The 17,383-nt window shown below is 66.8% G+C and carries 12 protein-coding genes and 1 pseudogene; 9 read left to right on the top strand and 4 right to left on the bottom strand.

Annotation, left to right across the window (positions count from 1 at the left end):
• Positions 1-28 precede the first annotated feature (28 nt).
• The 3 genes from mmsA to ACIBUY_RS19895 all read left to right on the top strand — a co-directional run bounded on the left by mmsA (position 29) and on the right by ACIBUY_RS19895 (position 4,164).
• On the top strand, positions 29-1,579 hold the full coding sequence (mmsA, locus tag ACIBUY_RS19905) for a multiple monosaccharide ABC transporter ATP-binding protein (protein WP_365561266.1): 1,551 nt from the start codon (positions 29-31) through the stop codon (positions 1,577-1,579).
• Entirely contained in the window at positions 1,576-2,820 is a 1,245-nt protein-coding gene (mmsB, locus tag ACIBUY_RS19900) for a multiple monosaccharide ABC transporter permease (RefSeq protein ID WP_365561263.1), read from the top strand. The genes mmsA and mmsB overlap by 4 nt, the downstream gene beginning before the upstream one ends.
• Positions 2,821-2,985: 165 nt before the next feature.
• Complete coding sequence (locus ACIBUY_RS19895) at positions 2,986-4,164, top strand: aldose epimerase family protein (RefSeq protein ID WP_365561261.1); 1,179 nt, start codon at positions 2,986-2,988, stop codon at positions 4,162-4,164.
• Positions 4,165-4,405: 241 nt separating this feature from the next.
• Here the strand turns inward: ACIBUY_RS19895 and ACIBUY_RS19890 are convergent, their stop codons facing one another.
• Positions 4,406-5,701 carry a peptidase S8 gene (locus tag ACIBUY_RS19890; RefSeq protein WP_399153220.1) on the bottom strand — a complete coding sequence of 432 codons (1,296 nt, stop codon included), beginning with the start codon at positions 5,699-5,701 and terminating at the stop codon, positions 4,406-4,408.
• A 246-nt stretch (positions 5,702-5,947) separates the two neighbouring features.
• Here ACIBUY_RS19890 and ACIBUY_RS19885 point away from each other — a divergent pair, with 246 nt between their 5' ends.
• Complete coding sequence (locus ACIBUY_RS19885; RefSeq protein WP_365561256.1) at positions 5,948-6,376, top strand: VOC family protein; 429 nt, start codon at positions 5,948-5,950, stop codon at positions 6,374-6,376.
• A gap of 69 nt (positions 6,377-6,445) precedes the next feature.
• Here the strand turns inward: ACIBUY_RS19885 and ACIBUY_RS19880 are convergent, their stop codons facing one another.
• Entirely contained in the window at positions 6,446-7,681 is a 1,236-nt protein-coding gene (locus tag ACIBUY_RS19880; RefSeq protein WP_399153219.1) for an MFS transporter, read from the bottom strand.
• A 114-nt stretch (positions 7,682-7,795) separates the two neighbouring features.
• Here ACIBUY_RS19880 and ACIBUY_RS19875 point away from each other — a divergent pair, with 114 nt between their 5' ends.
• The 5 genes from ACIBUY_RS19875 to ACIBUY_RS19855 all read left to right on the top strand — a co-directional run bounded on the left by ACIBUY_RS19875 (position 7,796) and on the right by ACIBUY_RS19855 (position 14,645).
• The gene (locus ACIBUY_RS19875) at positions 7,796-8,176 is read left to right on the top strand and encodes a MerR family transcriptional regulator (RefSeq protein ID WP_365561251.1); all 381 of its coding nucleotides are present in this window, start codon (positions 7,796-7,798) and stop codon (positions 8,174-8,176) included.
• A gap of 71 nt (positions 8,177-8,247) precedes the next feature.
• On the top strand, positions 8,248-8,823 hold the full coding sequence (locus ACIBUY_RS19870; RefSeq protein WP_399153218.1) for a hypothetical protein: 576 nt from the start codon (positions 8,248-8,250) through the stop codon (positions 8,821-8,823).
• Positions 8,820-9,506, top strand: coding sequence for a hypothetical protein (locus ACIBUY_RS19865; protein ID WP_399153217.1), 687 nt, complete (start codon positions 8,820-8,822; stop codon positions 9,504-9,506). The genes ACIBUY_RS19870 and ACIBUY_RS19865 overlap by 4 nt, the downstream gene beginning before the upstream one ends.
• Positions 9,506-14,335, top strand: coding sequence for a putative T7SS-secreted protein (locus tag ACIBUY_RS19860; protein WP_399153216.1), 4,830 nt, complete (start codon positions 9,506-9,508; stop codon positions 14,333-14,335). The genes ACIBUY_RS19865 and ACIBUY_RS19860 overlap by 1 nt, the downstream gene beginning before the upstream one ends.
• Entirely contained in the window at positions 14,328-14,645 is a 318-nt protein-coding gene (locus ACIBUY_RS19855; protein ID WP_399153215.1) for a hypothetical protein, read from the top strand. The genes ACIBUY_RS19860 and ACIBUY_RS19855 overlap by 8 nt, the downstream gene beginning before the upstream one ends.
• Positions 14,646-14,780: 135 nt before the next feature.
• Here ACIBUY_RS19855 and ACIBUY_RS19850 read toward each other — a convergent pair whose 3' ends face one another.
• Entirely contained in the window at positions 14,781-16,286 is a 1,506-nt protein-coding gene (locus ACIBUY_RS19850; RefSeq protein WP_399153214.1) for an alpha-N-arabinofuranosidase, read from the bottom strand.
• A 135-nt stretch (positions 16,287-16,421) separates the two neighbouring features.
• Positions 16,422-17,366: pseudogene (locus ACIBUY_RS19845) on the bottom strand (arabinan endo-1,5-alpha-L-arabinosidase).
• Positions 17,367-17,383 lie beyond the last annotated feature (17 nt).

Raw genomic sequence — 17,383 nt, 5'->3', positions numbered from 1 at the left:
CTCCGCACACTAGTTGAAGGGCACAGCCATGGCGGGACCCGTCCTGGAAATGCGCTCGATCGTCAAGACCTTCCCGGGCGTCAAGGCGCTGTCGGACGTCTCCCTGAGCGTCCGCGCGGGCGAGGTCCATGCCATCTGCGGGGAGAACGGCGCCGGAAAGTCCACCTTGATGAAGGTGCTCTCCGGCGTCCACCCGCACGGCAGTTACGAGGGGCAGATCCTCTTCGAAGGGGAGCCCTGCGAGTTCAAGGACATCAACAGCAGCGAGAAACGCGGCATCGTCATCATCCACCAGGAGCTGGCTCTGGTGCCGTACCTGTCGATCGCCGAGAACATGTTCCTCGGCAACGAGCACGCCTCGCGCGGACTCATCGACTGGCGCGAGACCCTCGGCCACGCGACGCGGCAGCTGCGCCGGGTGGGCCTGGACGAGAACCCCAACACCGCCGTCGCCGACATCGGTGTGGGCAAGCAGCAGCTCGTGGAGATCGCCAAGGCGCTCTCCAAGGAGGTGAAGCTGCTCATCCTGGACGAGCCGACGGCCGCGCTGAACGACGAGGACTCCGACAAACTCCTCGATCTCATCCTGGAGTTGAAGAACCAGGGCATCACGTCGATCATCATCTCCCACAAGCTCAACGAGATCCGCAAGGTCGCCGACTCGGTGACGATCCTGCGCGACGGCCGCACGGTCGAGACGCTGGACGTGAAGGCCGCGGGCACCACCGAGGACCGGATCATCTCCGGGATGGTCGGCCGCGACCTCGACCACCGCTTCCCCGAGCGCTCCCAGCACGAGGCCGAGGCGGGTGCGGCGCCCGCCCTGGAGATCCGCAACTGGACGGTGCACCACCCCATCGACCGTGAGCGCAAGGTCGTCGACGACGTCTCGCTGCACGTGCGCCGGGGCGAGATCGTCGGCATCGCGGGCCTGATGGGCGCGGGCCGCACGGAACTGGCGATGAGCGTCTTCGGGCGCACGTACGGCAGGTACACCGGCGGCACCGTCCTCAAGGACGGCCGGGAGATCCGGACGCGGACGGTCTCCGACGCGGTCGGGCACGGCATCGCGTACGCCACCGAGGACCGCAAGCACTACGGCCTCAACCTCATCGACACCATCAACCGCAACATCTCGCTCGCGGCGCTCGGCAAGGTCGCGAAGCGCGGCGTCGTCGACGAGCACGAGGAGCGGCAGGTCGCCGAGGAGTACCGCACGTCCATGAACATCAAGGCCCCGACGGTCTTCGAACCCGTGGGCAAGTTGTCGGGCGGCAACCAGCAGAAGGTCGTCCTCAGCAAGTGGATCTTCGCGGGTCCCGACGTGCTGATCCTGGACGAGCCGACGCGCGGCATCGACGTCGGCGCCAAGTACGAGATCTACACGGTCATCGACAAGTTGGCGGCCCAGGGCAAGGCGGTGGTGTTCATCTCCTCCGAACTGCCCGAGCTGCTCGGCATGTGCGACCGCATCTACACGATGGCCGCGGGCCGCCTGACCGGCGAGGTGCCGCGCGCCGAGGCGACGCAGGAATCGCTGATGCGCCTGATGACGAAGGACAAAGAGGTAGCGCGATGAGTACGGACGTGACGAAGACCCCGGCCCCGGCCCCGCCGGGCAAGAGCGGGACCAGCACCGGATCCGGCGGGCTCCTCGGGCTCGTCGTCGACGGACTGCGCCGCAACATGCGCCAGTACGGCATGCTGATCGCGCTCGGCCTGCTCATCGCGGTGTTCGCCGTGTGGACCGACGGCGACCTGATCCTGCCGCGCAACGTCTCCAACCTGGTGCTGCAGAACAGCTACATCCTGATCCTCGCGATCGGCATGATGCTGGTGATCATCGCGGGCCACATCGACCTGTCCGTGGGGTCGTTGACCGCGTTCGTCGGCGCGACGGCCGCGGTCCTCATGGTCCAGCACGAGGTCTCCTGGCCCGTCGCCACGGTCATCTGCCTCGCGATGGGCGGTGCGGCCGGTGCCGTGCAGGGCTGGCTGATCGCGTACGGCGGCATACCGTCGTTCATCGTGACGCTGGCCGGGATGCTGGTGTGGCGCGGGCTCACCGAGATCCTGCTCAAGGGGCAGACCCTCGGCCCGTTCCCGTCGAGCATCGGTGACCTGGGCAACGGCTTCCTGCCCGAGGTCGGCCCGGACACCAACTACCACAACCTGACGGTCCTCCTCGGCATCCTGCTCGCCGCCGCGGTGGTCTGGCAGGAGGTGCGCGACCGGCGCCGCCAGCGGGAGTTCGCCCTCGACGTGGTCCCGTTCAACCTGTTCGTCCTGAAGCTGATCGCGATCATCGCGGCGATCGCCGTCGTCACGCTGCTGCTCGCCAGCTACAAGGGCGCCCCGATCGTGCTGCTGATCCTCGGCGTCCTGGTCGTCGGCTACGGCTACCTGATGCGCAACTCGATCTTCGGCCGCCACATCTACGCCATCGGCGGCAACCTGCCGGCGGCGAAGCTGTCCGGCGTGAAGGACAAGAAGGTCTCCTTCTACGTCTTCCTGAACATGGGCGTGCTCGCGGCCCTGGCGGGTCTGGTCGTGGCCGCCCGCCTGAACGCGGCCTCGCCGAAGGCCGGCCTCAACTTCGAACTCGAGGCCATCGCCGCGTCGTTCATCGGCGGCGCGTCCATGAGCGGCGGTGTCGGCACCGTCCTCGGCGCCATCATCGGCGGTCTCGTCCTCGGCGTGCTGAACAACGGCATGAACCTGCTGGGCGTCGGTTCCGACTGGCAGTCCGTGATCAAGGGCCTCGCCCTGCTCGCCGCGGTCGGCTTCGACGTGTGGAACAAGCGGCGGGGCGGGCGCTAGGCGCTCCGCGCTGCCGACTCTGCTGATCCCGCGCCCCGAGAGGGGCGCGGCCCACATCGTTCCCTTCGTCATTCGTTCCCTTCGTCATTCGTTCCCTTCGTCATTCGTTCCCTTCGTCATTCGTTCCTTCGTCATTCGTTCCTTCGTCGACTGGAGAGCCGCTTCATGACTACGAGCAGACGAACCGTCCTGGCGGGAGCCGCCGCCGCGGGCATCGCCGTCGCCGCCTCGGGCACCGCTTCCGCCACCACGTCCGCGCACGGCAGTGGCAACAGCAAGGGCAAGGGCAAGGGCCCCACCAAGGAGCTCTTCGGCACGCTCGCCGACGGCACGAAGATCTACCGCTGGTCGCTGAGCAACGGCGGGACCCGGATGAAGGTCCTCTCCTACGGCGGCATCATCCAGTCCCTGGAGATACCGGACCGCCACGGCCGCTACAAGAACGTCTCCCTCGGCTACGACAACATCGCGTCGTACGTCGCGGGCACGACCTTCTTCGGCGCCACCATCGGGCGCTACGGAAACCGCATCGCCAAGGGGCAGTTCACCCTCGACGGCAAGGCGTACCAGCTCTCCGTCAACGACGGCGTGAACTCGCTGCACGGCGGCGCCAAGGGCTTCAACACCCAGGTGTGGGACGTGGAGGGCTTCACCTCCGGCTCGGAGGTCGGCCTGCACCTCTACTACACGTCGGTCGACGGCGAGATGGGCTACCCCGGCACGCTGAAGACGAAGGTCACCTTCACGCTCACCGCGCGCGGCGACTGGCGCATCGACTACGAGGCGACCACCGACAAGGCGACCGTCGTCAACCTGACGAACCACATCTACTGGAACCTGGCCGGCGAGGGCAGCGGTTCGATCTACGACCACGAACTGGCCATCGCCGCCTCCCGGTTCACGCCCACCGACTCGGGGCTCATCCCGACCGGTGAGCTCGCGAAGGTCGCGGGCACGCCGTTCGACTTCCGCTCCGGCAAGGCGATCGGCCGCGACATCCGCACGAGCAACACCCAGCTCGTCACCGCGAAGGGCTTCGACCACAACTGGGTCCTCGACAAGGGCGTCACGGCGAAGCCCGAGCACATCGCGACGCTGCGCGACCCGTCGTCGGGCCGCTCGGTGAAGATCGCCACGGACCAGCCGGGCCTGCAGTTCTACTCGGGGAACTTCCTCGACGGCACGCTCACCGGTCCTTCCGGGCGCACCTACCGGCAGGGCGACGGCCTGTGCCTGGAGACGCAGCACTTCCCGGACTCGCCGAACCAGCCGTCGTTCCCGTCGACCGTGCTCCGGCCCGGCCAGACGTACCGCTCGACGACGATCCACTCCTTCGGCGCCTGAGCCCGAACGCCTCATGAAGTGACGCCACATGAGGTGCCGCCACATGAGGTGCCGCCACATGAGGTGAGCGCTGCCCCTCCCTCCCCGTATTGACGGCTACACGGTTCGATTCCGTCACCGCACAGGGGAGGGAGGGGCAGCTGTTCTCAGAGACGGTGGAACGGGCCGCGGTGCGAGTAGGTGCACCGCGGCCCGTTCCGCTCCCCCGCTCCCCCGTGTCCCCGTGTCCCCGCGCGCCGCGTCAGCCGGTGAAGGCGCTCACGCCCTGCGGGGTGCCCCAGCCGGTCGGGCCGTCGTAGCCGGTGCCCGCCGTGCACAGGTAGCTGCCCGAGCAGCTGCCGTCGGAGCCGCTGGTGACGTCGTTCAGTGCCGAGGTGCCCGCCTTGGTGTACGGGAACTTCGCCGGGTACGAGCCGGACGACGGGGTGCCGCCGAGGGCGTAGACGCCGGCGATGATCGGCGACGAGGCGCTGGTGCCGCCGAAGGTGTACCAGCCGGCGGTGATGCCGTACGAGTCGTAGACCGAGACGCCGGTGGCCGGATCGGCGACCGCCGCGACGTCGGCGATGGTCCGCTTCGAGCAGCCGGTGTCGGTCTGCCAGGCGGGCTTGGTGTCGTACGCGGAGCAGCCGGACCCGGTGCCCTCGGTGGAATCGGTGCTCCACACGGACTCGCTCCAGCCGCGGCTGGTGGACGTGGCCTTCGACAGGGCGGTGCCGCCGACGGAGGTCACGTACTGGGAGGCGGCCGGGTACTCGGCGCCGTAGCCCGCGTCACCGGCGCTGACGGTGATGGCGACGCCGGGGTGCTTGAAGTACTTGGTGTCGTAGGTCGCGTCGGAGGACGACTCGGAGCCGCCGTAGCTGTTGGAGACGTACTTGGCGCCGAGGGCGACTGCCTCGTTCACGGCGGTGCCGAGGTTGGCCATGGTGGCCGACTTCGCCTCGACGAGCAGGATGTTGCAGTGGGGGCAGGTCGCGCTCGCCATGTCGAGGTCGAGGGATATCTCCTCGGCCCAGCCGGCGTCGGCCGACGGCAGGGAGGTGGTGGAGCCGGTCTGACTGACCTTCTTGAAGCAGCCGTTGGCGGTGGTGCAGGCCGAAAGCCCGTAGTACGTACGGTACTTGGCGAGGTCGGCCGCGGCGTTCGGGTCGTCGTACGCGTCGACGATGGCGATGGTCTCGCCGGCGCCGTTCGCGGCGGCGGCCGAGGTGAGGCCGTAGGCGGCCTGCAGGTCGCTGGGGCCGTAGCCGGAGGGGGTGGACGCATCGGCCGCGTCGGGTGCGTCGTGTCCGGCCTTGGCGCGCTGGACGGCGTAGGCGGTGGTGCCGCTGGTGACGCGCTTCGCGTCGCAGCCCATCTCGCCGGCCTTGGTGGGGGTGGCGCAGGCGCTCTTCCATGTCACGTGCGGGCTGAGCGGGGTGGCGGCGCCTGCCTGGCCCGCGGCGCCGAATCCGGCGAGGGCGAGGGCGAGGGCCGCCGTGCCGAGCAGGGCGGCGCCGGTGCGACGCCATCTGCGGGGGTGTGTGTCACGCAACGTACTGCCTCCTGAGAAGGGTGGACAGGGGCGGTGCGGGTGCTGTGCGACTGCCGGTCCTGTGTCCCCGACAGCCGTCAGGGAGCTTCACTTTGTTGCGCACACTTCAACAAGAGGCATGACGGACTCCAGGCCTCCGCTTTGCCGAATCCGGTCCTTCAACGGGCAGTAGATGGGCGGTAGTTGACCGTTCTCACAGGAAGCGCAGAGGCCACGGGCCACCCACCGGCCTGCTACGGTGCGCCGATGTCAACGATCAAGCAGTTCCAGGTCACCTTCGACTGCGCGGAACCCGAGCGACTCGCTCGCTTCTGGTGCGAGGTGCTGGGGTACGTCGTACCGCCACCGCCGAAGGGCTTCGCCACGTGGGACGAGTTCAAGAACTCCCAGCCGCCCGAGCAGCGGGATTCCTGGTTCGCCTGCACAGACCCCTCAGGAGTCGGCCCGCGGCTGTACTTCCAGCGCGTGCCCGAGGGGAAGGCCGTCAAGAACCGGGTGCATCTTGACGTACGGGTCGGCACCGGCCTCGTGGGCGAGGAGCGCCTCGCCGCACTCGAGGCGGAACGCGCGCGTCTGGAGCCGCTCGGCGCCGTGCACGTACAGACGCTGTACGACGGCGAGGATTCCTGCATTCCGATGCTGGACATCGAGGGCAACGAGTTCTGTATCGACTGACTTCTGTACCGGCTGACTTCTGCACCGACTGACTTCTGCACCGGCTGAGCCTGCCCGCGTGCACCGCAGTCAGCGAGCAGGTTCGGTGGCGAAGTAGGCGAGTGCGATCAGGGGCAGTACCAGACCGCCGCATGAGGTGAGGGTCCATCCGCCTCGGGTGAAGAGCAGGCCTCCCAGGGCGGAGCCGATCGCACCCCCGGTGAAGAAGGTCGCCAGGTAGAGGCCGTTGAGGCGCCCTCGGTGCTCGGCACCGAGGCGGAAGATCGCCTGTTGGCCGAGGGTCATGTTCGCGGAGACGCCGAAGTCGAGCAGGATCGCGGCGGCGACCAGCAGTGCGAGCCGCAAGGGCGAGCCCGAGGGACGGGCATCGGTCAGCAGGAAGGCCACGGCGACGGCCACCATGGCGAAGCCCGTCGCCTTCCTGCTCCCGCCACGATCGGCGACCCTGCCCGCGAGGGGAGCGGCCACCGCCCCCGCGACACCGGCAAGCGCGAACAGGGCGATGCCGACTTGCGAGAGGCGGAACGCGGGTCCGGCCAGCAGCAGGGGGACCGTTGTCCAGAACAGGCTGAACGCACCGAAGAGCAGCGCGTGGTAGATCGCCCGTCGGCGCAGGACCGGCGTCGTGCGCGCCAGGTGCGCCATGGAGGCCAGAAGCCGGGCGTAGCCCAGGTCGGAGGTGGGTGTGCGGGCGGGCAGGACCAGGTGGAGCAGTACCGCGAGCAGCAGCATGACGGTGGCCGACAGGTAGAACACCGCGTGCCAGGAGGTGAGTTCCGCGGTGATCGCGGCGAGGGGGCGGGCCAGCATGATGCCGAGCATGAGGCCGCTCATGACGTTGCCGACGGCGCGGCCCCGTGATTCCTCGGGCGCCAGGTGGGCTGCGTAGGGGACGAGGATCTGAACGGCGACCGAGCCCAGGCCGATGAACAGGGCGGCGACCAGGAAGGGCAGCGGCCGGGTGGACAGGGCTGCGCCCAGCAGGGCCAGGGCGCCGGCCGCGACCACCCACACCACGAGCCGGCGGTTCTCGACGAGGTCTCCCAACGGAACGATCAGCAGGAGACCCAACCCGTAGCCGACCTGGGTCATGGTCACGACGAGGCCGTCGGCCCCCGCCGGCAGGCCGAGCGCCGTGCCGATGGGGCCGGCGAGGGGTTGTGCGTAATAGAGGTTGGCCACGATCAGTCCGCACGCGGACGCCAGCAGCAACGAAGTCCAGCGGCGAACCCTCGCTTGACCGAGCGGGTGGCCAGGGTCGCCCGGGTCGCTCTCGGCGACCGGGCGCGGGGAGGAAGAGGTCATCGGAACTCCGGAGACAAGGGGGGGAGTTGACGCGTGCGGCTCTGCCCCGGACGCTAAAGCCTGACAGCGCTGTCAGGGTCAAGAGGCCAGCGGTCAGCGGTCAGGGGGGAAGCGATGCAGATCGGTGAGCTTTCGCGGCGCAGCGGTGTGAGCGTCCGGATGCTGCGTTACTACGAGACCGAGGGCCTGCTGAATCCGGATCGGACTCCGGCGGGATACCGGGTCTACGCGGACACGGATGTGCAGGCCGTCGGCCGCATCCGCATGCTCAGCGCCGCCGGTCTCACGCTGGACGTGATCCAGCGCCTCCTGCCGTGCGTACGCAGCGACGCCCCCGACTTCGATCCGTGTCCGGTGCTGCGGGCAGGACTGCGTCAACAGATCGAAACGCTCGACGGCAAGATGGCCGAACTCGCCGAGAGCCGCGGCATGCTCGCCGATTACCTCCATGCTCTCGAAAGCCCCACCCCACCCGATCGTGGCCGGGGCGGCTGAGCCCGTAACCGCTGGCTCGATTTACGCCAGACCGGGCTCCTTAAATTGCCATTCGTTGCGATCGGCAACACGTGAGTGTGAAGATGCTGGGCATGTCGGGAAGCGAGGGAAGCGGCGAGGCGCCTGAGCACATACGCCGTTCCGTGTTCGATGAGTACACGGAAGTGGCCGGGGCTACTGAGGAAAGCAGGGCGGATTCCGCCGAGGCACCGGAGCCACGGCGTGCGATCCCACCACTGGCCGAGGACCCGGGAGTGGCGCAGCGGCGAAGGGATTTCGCCGAGTTGCTGGGGGAATTCCGGCGTACAGCGGTCCTGGTGCCGTTCGGCAGCGAGCCCGGGACCGACGACGAGCAGGGGTGGCTGACGGCCGACCTCAACGGGATCCGTTTCATCCTGGCCTTCTCCGACGAGCAGGCGCTGGCGCGCTATGCGCATATACGCGGCGAATACGGACGGAAGTGGACGTACCGGACTGTGCTGGGCGCGAAGTTGTTGGATGTGGCGGTGCCTGCGGCAGGGGTGCCGTGTGGGGTGGCGCTGGACTGCGCGGACGCTCCGGAGGGCGGGATGGTGTTTCCACCTGTGAAGGGCATCGTGCCTGATGAGGCCGCGGTGGATGTCGAGGATGAGGGGGCGGGGGCGTGACTGGCGGGGGCGGCAAGAGCGGCGCGGGCGCGAAGGATCTGCAGGCGCAGGGTCTGGATCTGGTCACGAAGGGGCTTACCGAGGCGCTGGGTGAGCTGAAGGAGCTCGGCATGTTCGGTGAGGCCGGGGCCGGGCGCGGTTTCGGTGATGTGGCGCTGTCCGGGCTGGAGTTGGGGCATGAGGGTGTGACGGAGAAGTTCGAGTCGTTCTGTGAGCGCTGGGAGTGGGGCGTGCGCTCGTTGATCAATGAGGGGAACAAGTTCGCGCAGGGGGTGGGTCTGTCGGCGGGCACGTACTACGAGAACGACAAGTACGTGGAGGGCGCGCTGAAGGTGGGCGCGAACTCCCTGATCGGCAATCCGTACGCGACCGAGGACGAGGTCACCAAACAGGGCTGGGGTGACATCGCCACCTCCGGCGTGCTGGACGGCCCGGATTACAGCAAGGAGTCCTGGGACGAGGCCAACGCGAACGTAGCGCAGGGTTACAAGGACGCGGGCCGCGACATCATGACGTCGCGCACTGGGATGTTCGGGCTGACCCCGCAGAATCTGCACGGCGTGGTCGGGGTGTCGGACGACGAGTACGACCAGATGCTGGACGACACCCTTGGTCCCTCCCCCGAAGACCGCGCCAAGGCCGCCGAACAGCAGCAGGGTGGGTCGGCCGGGGGCGGGCAGTAGTGGGCGGCTTCCTGGGGGATCTGGGCGATGGCCTCAAGAGTGTCGGCGGGGGCATCAAGGACGGCATCAACGACGGTCTGAAGGCCGGCGGCGACCTGATCGACGCGGGCAAGAAGAAGCTCGGCGAGGGCGTCGACTACGTCAGTGACAAGGCCGGCGACGCGCTGGACCGGGCCGGTCTGGACAAGGCCGGTGACATCGTCCACAGCGCCGGCGACCACATCGCCGCCGGGCTCGGTGCCACCCCGACCGAGCAGGGCCTGGGTCACACCGACGACCCCACCCAACTCGTCCACGGCAACCCGGGCAACATCCGCGAGTCCGCCAAGCACCTCAAGGACTTCCACTCCGCCTTCGACAAGGTCGGACGCGGCATGAAGAAGGTCGACGCCTCGGGATGGAAGGGCGAGGCCGCCGACGCCTTCCACACCAAGATCTCCATCCACCCCACCAAGTGGGCCCAGGCCGCCGAAGCCTGCTCCACCGCCGCCGAGGCACTGGACTCCTACGCCGACACGATCAAGTGGGCGCAGGACAAGGCACAGGACGCCATCGACACGTACAAGCGGGGCCAGCACTCCACCAAGACGTCCGCGGACGCGTACAACAAGAAGGCCGACGCCTACAACGCCAAGGTGAAGGCGGGCGAGGACCCCGGGCCGAGGCCCGACCCGTGGCACGACCCGGGCGAGGCGGAGCGCAAGAAGGCCGAGCAGATCCTGGAGGACGCCCGCCGGGCCCGCAACGATTCCGCCGCCAAGGCCGAAGCAGCCATCGGCAAGGCACTGGCCCACGCCCCGGCCGAACCACCGCCGCTGACCCAGATCAGCAACACCCTCGTCGACGCGAGCAAGTTCCTCGACACCGAGTCCACCCACCTGCTGGGCGGCGTCATCAAGGGCACCGCGGGCCTGGTCAACTTCGCCCGCGGCCTCAACCCCACCGACCCGTACAACCTCACGCACCCGGCCGCGTACTACCAGAACGTCAACATGACCCTGGCCGGCCTCGCCTCCACCGCCAGCCACCCCGACCGCATCGTCACCGGCGCCGTCGCCGCCTTCAAGGACGACCCCTCGGAATTCATCGGCACGCTGCTGCCCGAGGCGATCGGCACCAAGGGGGCCGGGTTCGCCAAGTCGGGGCTGCGGATGGGGCTACGGAGCGGCGAGAAGGCGGCGCTGAAGGAAGGTGCCGAGGGCGCGGCCCGTAAGTCCCTGCGCGATGCCGAGCGCGGCACGGACTACACGGACGGGCCGAACAAGCCGGCGCGGGCCGAGGAATCCGTCGTCAACAAGGGTTCCGACCCGGTGGATATGGCCACCGGCAAGATGTATCTCCCTCAGATCGACATCACTCTGCCTGGAACCCTCCCCTTGGGGTTCACTCGGCGGGCGGAATCCGGCTATCACCTGGGCCGCTGGTTCGGTCCATCCTGGTCCTCTACGGTCGACCAACACCTGGAGATCGACGCCGAAGGCGTCATCTTCGTCACCGAGGACGGGCGGCTGCTCAACTACCCCCACCCTGCCCCCGGCATCCCGGTACTGCCAAGTCACGGAGCCGTATGGCCACTTGACCGTACCGACGACGGCTACACGATCACTGCCCCAGAAACGGGGCGCGTGTGGCATTTCTCGGATCGGACCGACCGCCTTGCCGTCCTGGAACAGATCGACGACCGCCACGGCAACTGGCTGACCTTCGAACACGATGCTTCCGGTTCCCCACGCGGTATCGCCTCGTCCGCCGGCTATCACCTCAAAATCACAACGGCGGAGGGCCGGATCACCTCACTGCACCTTGCACATGCAGCAGCAGACGGCACAGACCAGGAGATCAAAAGGTACGGCTACACCCCCCAGGGCCACCTCGGCGAGGTGATCAACTCCTCCGGAAAGCCACTGCGGTTCACCTACGATGAGCGCGGCCGGGTCACCTCCTGGACGGACACCAATGACCGTTCCTACACCTACGAATACGACGCCCAGGATCGTTGCATAGCTGAAGGCGGTAGCGACGGCCACATGGCGCTGCGCTTCGACTACGACTGCACCGATCAGACGACCGGCCACCGGGTCACCACAACCACTACGGGCGAAGGGCACACCCGCCGCTTCCTCGTCAACAACGCCTACCAGGTCGTCGCAGAAGTCGACCCACTCGGCAACACCACTCACTTCGCTCGGGATCGACGCAACAGGCTGTTGTCCCGCACCGATCCGCTGGGCCACACCACCTCCTTCGCGTACGACGACGCTGGCAATCTCGTTACCGCCACTCGCCCCGACGGACGTAAGACGCGGATCGAGCACAATGCCCTTGGTCTCATGACAAGAGTCACCGGTCCGGACGGCATGGTCCGTCGGCAGACCTACGATGAGCGCGGCAACCGCACCTCGGTAACCAGCCCTTCCGGCCAGACCACCCGTTTCACCTACGACGAGGCCGGACGCCTCCAAACGGTAACGGACCCACTCGGAAACACCATAGTGATCCGGTGCAACAGAGCAGGATTGCCCGTCGAGATCACAGATGCTCTCGGCGCAACGACCTCCTACCTACGTGATGCTTTTGGCCGGCCGATCACCATCACCGATCCCACTGGTGCAGTCAGCTGTCTGGAGTGGACGGTGGAAGGCCAGTTGTCCCGCCGTATCGCTCCGGACGGCACAAGCGAATCGTGGACCTATGACGGTGAGGGCAATTGCACCAGTCACACCGACGCTCTCCGGGCTGTCACGTCCTTTGAATACACCCACTTCGACCTGCTCGCTGCGCGCATCACCCCTGAGGGCATGCGCCATGAATTCGAGCACGACACGGAGCTCCGCCTCACAAAGGTCACCAACCCTCAAGGGCTGAGCTGGAATTACACCTTCGATGCAGCTGGTCGTCTGGCATCGGAGACGGACTTCGACGGTCGCACGGTTACCTACGCGCACGACGCGTCCGGACGGCTCTCCTCACGCTCGAATACTCTCGGACAAACCACGCACTTCGAACGCAACACTCTAGGCCAAGTCATTCGCAAGAATGTCGATGGCCTTGTCACGAAATTTGCCTATGACTTCACCGACCAACTCGCTCAGGCCGTGGGCCCGGACGGTGCGCAGCTCACAATCCTGCGCGACCGTTACGGTCGCGTCCACTCAGAGGTGGTCGACGGTCGCGAAATAGCCTATGCATACGACGAGTTGGGTCGACGCATCGGTCGCACCACGCCCACGGGCGCCGCCACGAACTGGACGTACGACGCGGCAGGACGTCGCTCCGGCCTGGTCAGTGCTGGCCGGAGCATCAATCTCGACTACGACGCTGCTGGCCGTGAACTCGCCCGTCACATAGGTGACACGATCACCTACCAAAACTCCTTCGACCTCATGGGCCGCCTCACTGAGCAATCAGTGACCAGCGTCGACGGGCGGACGCTTCAGCAGCGCGCCTACACATACCGCGCAGACGGCAACCTCACTGCTGTCGAGGACTACCTGAACTGCAGCCGTCGTTTCGACGTGGACAGAGTCGGGCGAGTCACCGCCGTCCACGCAGGGAACTGGACCGAAACCTACGCTTACGACCCTGCCGGCAATGTGACCGATGCTTCCTGGCCCACGGAACACCCAGGCCGAGAAGCCATTGGATCCCGCACATACGTCGGCACACGCATCACCCACGCAGGCAACGTCCGTTATGAGCATGATCAACTCGGCCGGATAACTCTGCGTCAGAAGCCCCGGCCGTCCCGCAAGCCGGACACCTGGCGCTACCAGTGGGATGCCGAAGACCGACTCGCTGAGGTTCTCACCCCTGAAGGCACCCGTTGGCGCTACACGTACGACCCTCTCGGCCGTCGCACAGCCAAGTACCGCCTTGGTGACGACGGTAGATCCATCGCCGAACAAACGGTATTCACCTGGGACGGCACCCTGCTGTGCGAGCAGACGCACGCCGCGCAGGAGTTGCCAAATCCAGTCACCCTCACCTGGGATCACCAGGGTATGCGCCCTATCGCCCAGACAGAGCGCATCACTGCCGTTGATTCACCGCAAGAAGAAATAGATTCACGATTCTTCGCGATCATCACCGATTTGGTAGGAGCCCCTACCGAACTCATTGATGAGCACGGCGAAATAGCCTGGCGTACCCGTAACACGCTCTGGGGTGCCACAACATGGAACACTGATGCGACGAGCTACACGCCACTGCGATTCCCTGGCCAGTACTACGACCCTGAAACGGGTTTACACTACAACTACTTTCGTCATTATGACCCGGAAACTGCACGCTATCTGACCGCGGACCCATTGGGGCTCGCTCCTTCACCCAATCCTGTTCGATATGTATCGAACCCGACTCTATTCGCGGACCCTCTAGGGCTCGCCCCGGTCGGCTGCCCGGAAGAGGAGCATCTGTTCCGCGGAACAACCAGGGGTTACGATGCGAGCAGTGGAACCCAAGCCAGCGGATACACTCCGACTTCGACCGATCCAGGCGTGGCCACCGCATTCGCTCGCCACTCTGAACAATACGGTGAAGCGGTAGTCCACCTCATCCCGCGAAGCACCCTCGACGATGTCGCTACGGCACCCGGATTTATCCGCGCCGAGGCAGAGGTAGGTGTTGAACTTTCAGCTTCCGAGCTGGCCAAGCGCGCCAGCATAGAACTACCCGTCGAAACGGCCCAGAAGATCCTTGGCGATATGGGAATCCATGTCCCCAAGGTGAACTCGATTGGCGGGATAACCGATGCACTTGAGTGGGACATCCCCAAGCTCACACCAGATCAAATATCTAACTTCGTAAGAGAGGCATACAAGCATGGATGACTCGGATCGCGCAGAGCTTCAGGTGATCTCGGTAGAATCACAGAAACCAGGTGAAGTTGTCTGCATTGTCCGTTGCGTGGGCGGCGTCGCACGCAACGGTCAGCGTTTCTCAATCGAACATGCTAAAAACTTCGAAAGCGAAGCCGGACAGCAGAATATTTGGACCCTTACCGAAATCAACCGGTACGGAAAAACTGTAGAATTCTTCGATCCGCCACACGGAGCGAAAGTCTCACTTGCTGGACCCGACGCAGAAGAATTGGAAGGCAGAGTTGTTCTGAAACAAATGCTGGACGGGGCCAAGAAATGATCGCCCGGCCTCAGTAATCCCCTCGGCCGAAGGTGAAGGTGCGGCAGGGGGGCAGGCTGACAGCCGTCACCCCACCCCCCTGCGCCTCCTCCCGGGCGGGCGACGCCGTCCTCATGTCCGCCGAGAACCGGCCTTTCAGCCGAGCCGGATCACATTCCACGACAGCGGCTCGAGCGTCGCCCGCAGGGTGCCCTCCGTCAGGGTCGTGCCCGTGCCCTCGTGCGGTGTCACCCTCTCCGGTTCCGTCAGCGTGTTGCGGGCGTCCGGGTCCGCGTCTGCCAGTACCGAGTGTTCCGTGACCGACGTCAAGTCCAGGCCGTGGAGCGCCACTTCGAGCGGCAGTGGTTCCGTCTGGCTGCGGTTGACCGCGAAGACCGTGACCGTGCCGTCGGCCGCGCGGACCGCCGTCGCGTGCAGGAGGTCCGCCGTGCCGTGGCGCTTCGTGTCGTAGGTCGGGCCTGATACGCGTACGTCCAGGACCTCGCCCCGGCCGTACTTCGCCGCCTGCGCGAACGGGAAGAACGTCGTCTGGCGCCAGGCCGCGCCGCCCGGCTCCGTCATGATCGGGGCGATGACGTTGACCAGCTGGGCCAGGCAGGCGACCGTGACGCGGTCCGCGTGGCGGAGCAGGGCGATCAGGAGTGAACCGAAGACGACCGCGTCCGTGACCGAGTAGACGTCCTCGAGGAGGCGGGGGGCCTGAGGCCAGTCCAGGGCCGAGACCTCCGCCCCCGTGCGGGACTGGTACCAGACGTTCCACTCGTCGAAGGAGAGGTTGATCTTCTTCGAGGACTTGAGGCGGGCGCCCACGTGGTCGCACGTCGCCACGACGTTCTCGATGAACGACTCCATGTCCACCGCCGAGGCGAGGAACGAGTCGCGGTCGCCGTCGTGCTCCTCGTAGTAGGCGTGCAGCGAGATGTAGTCGACCAGGTCGTAGGTCTCCTGGAGGACCGTGGCCTCCCATTCCGCGAACGTGTCCATGCCCTGGCCCGACGAGCCGCACGCGACCAGTTCCACGTCCTTGTCGATCTGGCGCATCGCGCGGGCCGTCTCCGCCGCGATCCGGCCGTACTCCTCCGCCGTCTTGTGGCCCGTCTGCCAGGGGCCGTCCATCTCGTTGCCCAGGCACCACAGCCTGATGCCGAAGGGGTCCTTGTCGCCGTGCTCGACGCGGAGGTCCGAAAGGGCCGTGCCCTGCGGGTGGTTGGCGTACTCCTGGAGTTCTATCGCCTCCGCCACTCCGCGCGTGCCCAGGTTCACCGCCATCATCGGCTCGGCCTGCGGGCCGATCTTGCGCAGGAACGCTATGTACTCGGACAGGCCGAAGCGGTTCGACTCCGTGGTGCGCCAGGCCAGGTCCAGGCGGTGCGGGCGCTCCTCGACCGGGCCGACCGAGTCCTCCCACTTGTAGCCGGAGACGAAGTTGCCGCCCGGGTAGCGGATCGCCGTCACCCCCAACTCCCTTACCAGTTCCAGGACATCGGTGCGCAGGCCCGCCTCGTCGGCGGCCGGGTGGTCCGGTTCGAAGATGCCGGTGTAGACGCAGCGTCCGAGGTGTTCGACGAACGAGCCGAACAGGCGCGGGTCGACCTTGCCGACCGTGAAAGCGGGGTCGAGGGTGAAGCGGGCGGTGCTCACGGTGGTTCTCGCCTTTCAGGAGAGGGGCGCGTTACGTGCAGAAGACTGCTGGTGGGAACTGCTGGTGGGAACTGCTGGTGGGAACTGCTGGTGAGAACTGGTTGCAGGAAATGCTTGTGGGGCGTGCTTGTTGCGCTATTTCACGTGGGGCCAGCCGTCGTCGCCCCAACTCAGTTCGTTCAGGCCCAACTTGGGCGTGCCCGCGTCCTCCCCGTCGTAGTAGTGGTACGCGAGCACGTCGCGGCCCTTGTCGCGGAAGACCGATTCGCCGCCGGTGCCGACGAAGCGGCCGTGGCCGGCCAGCAGGAGCGTGCCGCCGCCGTCGAGCATCGGGGTGCCGGACGCGTCCACGTACGGGCCCGTGGCCGAGGTCGAGCGGCCCACGCGGATCTTGTACGTGGAGTTCACGCCCTGGCAGCAGGCGTCGTACGAGGCCAGCAAGTAGTAGTAGCGGCCGTGTCTGACGATCGACGGGCCCTCCACCGCGTACGGGGCGTCGGGGCGGGTGGCCAGGTGGTGGACCGTCGCACCCGGAATCGCCTTGCCCGTACGGGAGTTGAGCTCGACCATGCGGATGCCGGACCAGTACGAGCCGAACGACATCCAGAGTCTGCCGTCGGCGCGGACGATCGCCGGGTCGATCGCGTTCCACGTGTCCGTCGTCTCCGAGCTGAACACCTTGCCGTGGTCCGTCCACGTACCCGGGAGGCCGGAGGGCGAGGTCGCCACCCCGATCGCCGAGTGGTTCGTGCCCCAGGACGAGACCGCGTAGTAGAGCCAGTACCGGCCGTCGCGGTAGGAGATGTCCGGGGCCTACGGGTCGCCCGTCGCGTTGTACTCGTACCACCAACTCGGCGGCTCGGCGAAGGCGTTGCCCTCGTCCGTCCAGGTCTTCCTGTCCGTCGAGAGGCGCGCGCCGATCACGCCGCCGGTCGAGTACGCGACGTAGCGGCCGTCCTTGAGCGGGATGACGGTGGGGTCGTGGATGACCTGCTGGCCGGTGAGGGGCTGCGGGTCGGGGTAACTGACGTCCGCCTGGGCCGTGTTGGGGAGCAGCGCGAGGAAGGCTGCGGCCGTCATCGCCACGGTCGCTCTGC

The organism is Streptomyces sp. NPDC050085, from assembly GCF_044460595.1.
Lineage (GTDB): Bacteria > Actinomycetota > Actinomycetes > Streptomycetales > Streptomycetaceae > Streptomyces.
The sequence above is the reverse complement of the archived record's forward strand: the minus strand, read 5'-3'. Positions and strand labels throughout refer to the sequence as shown.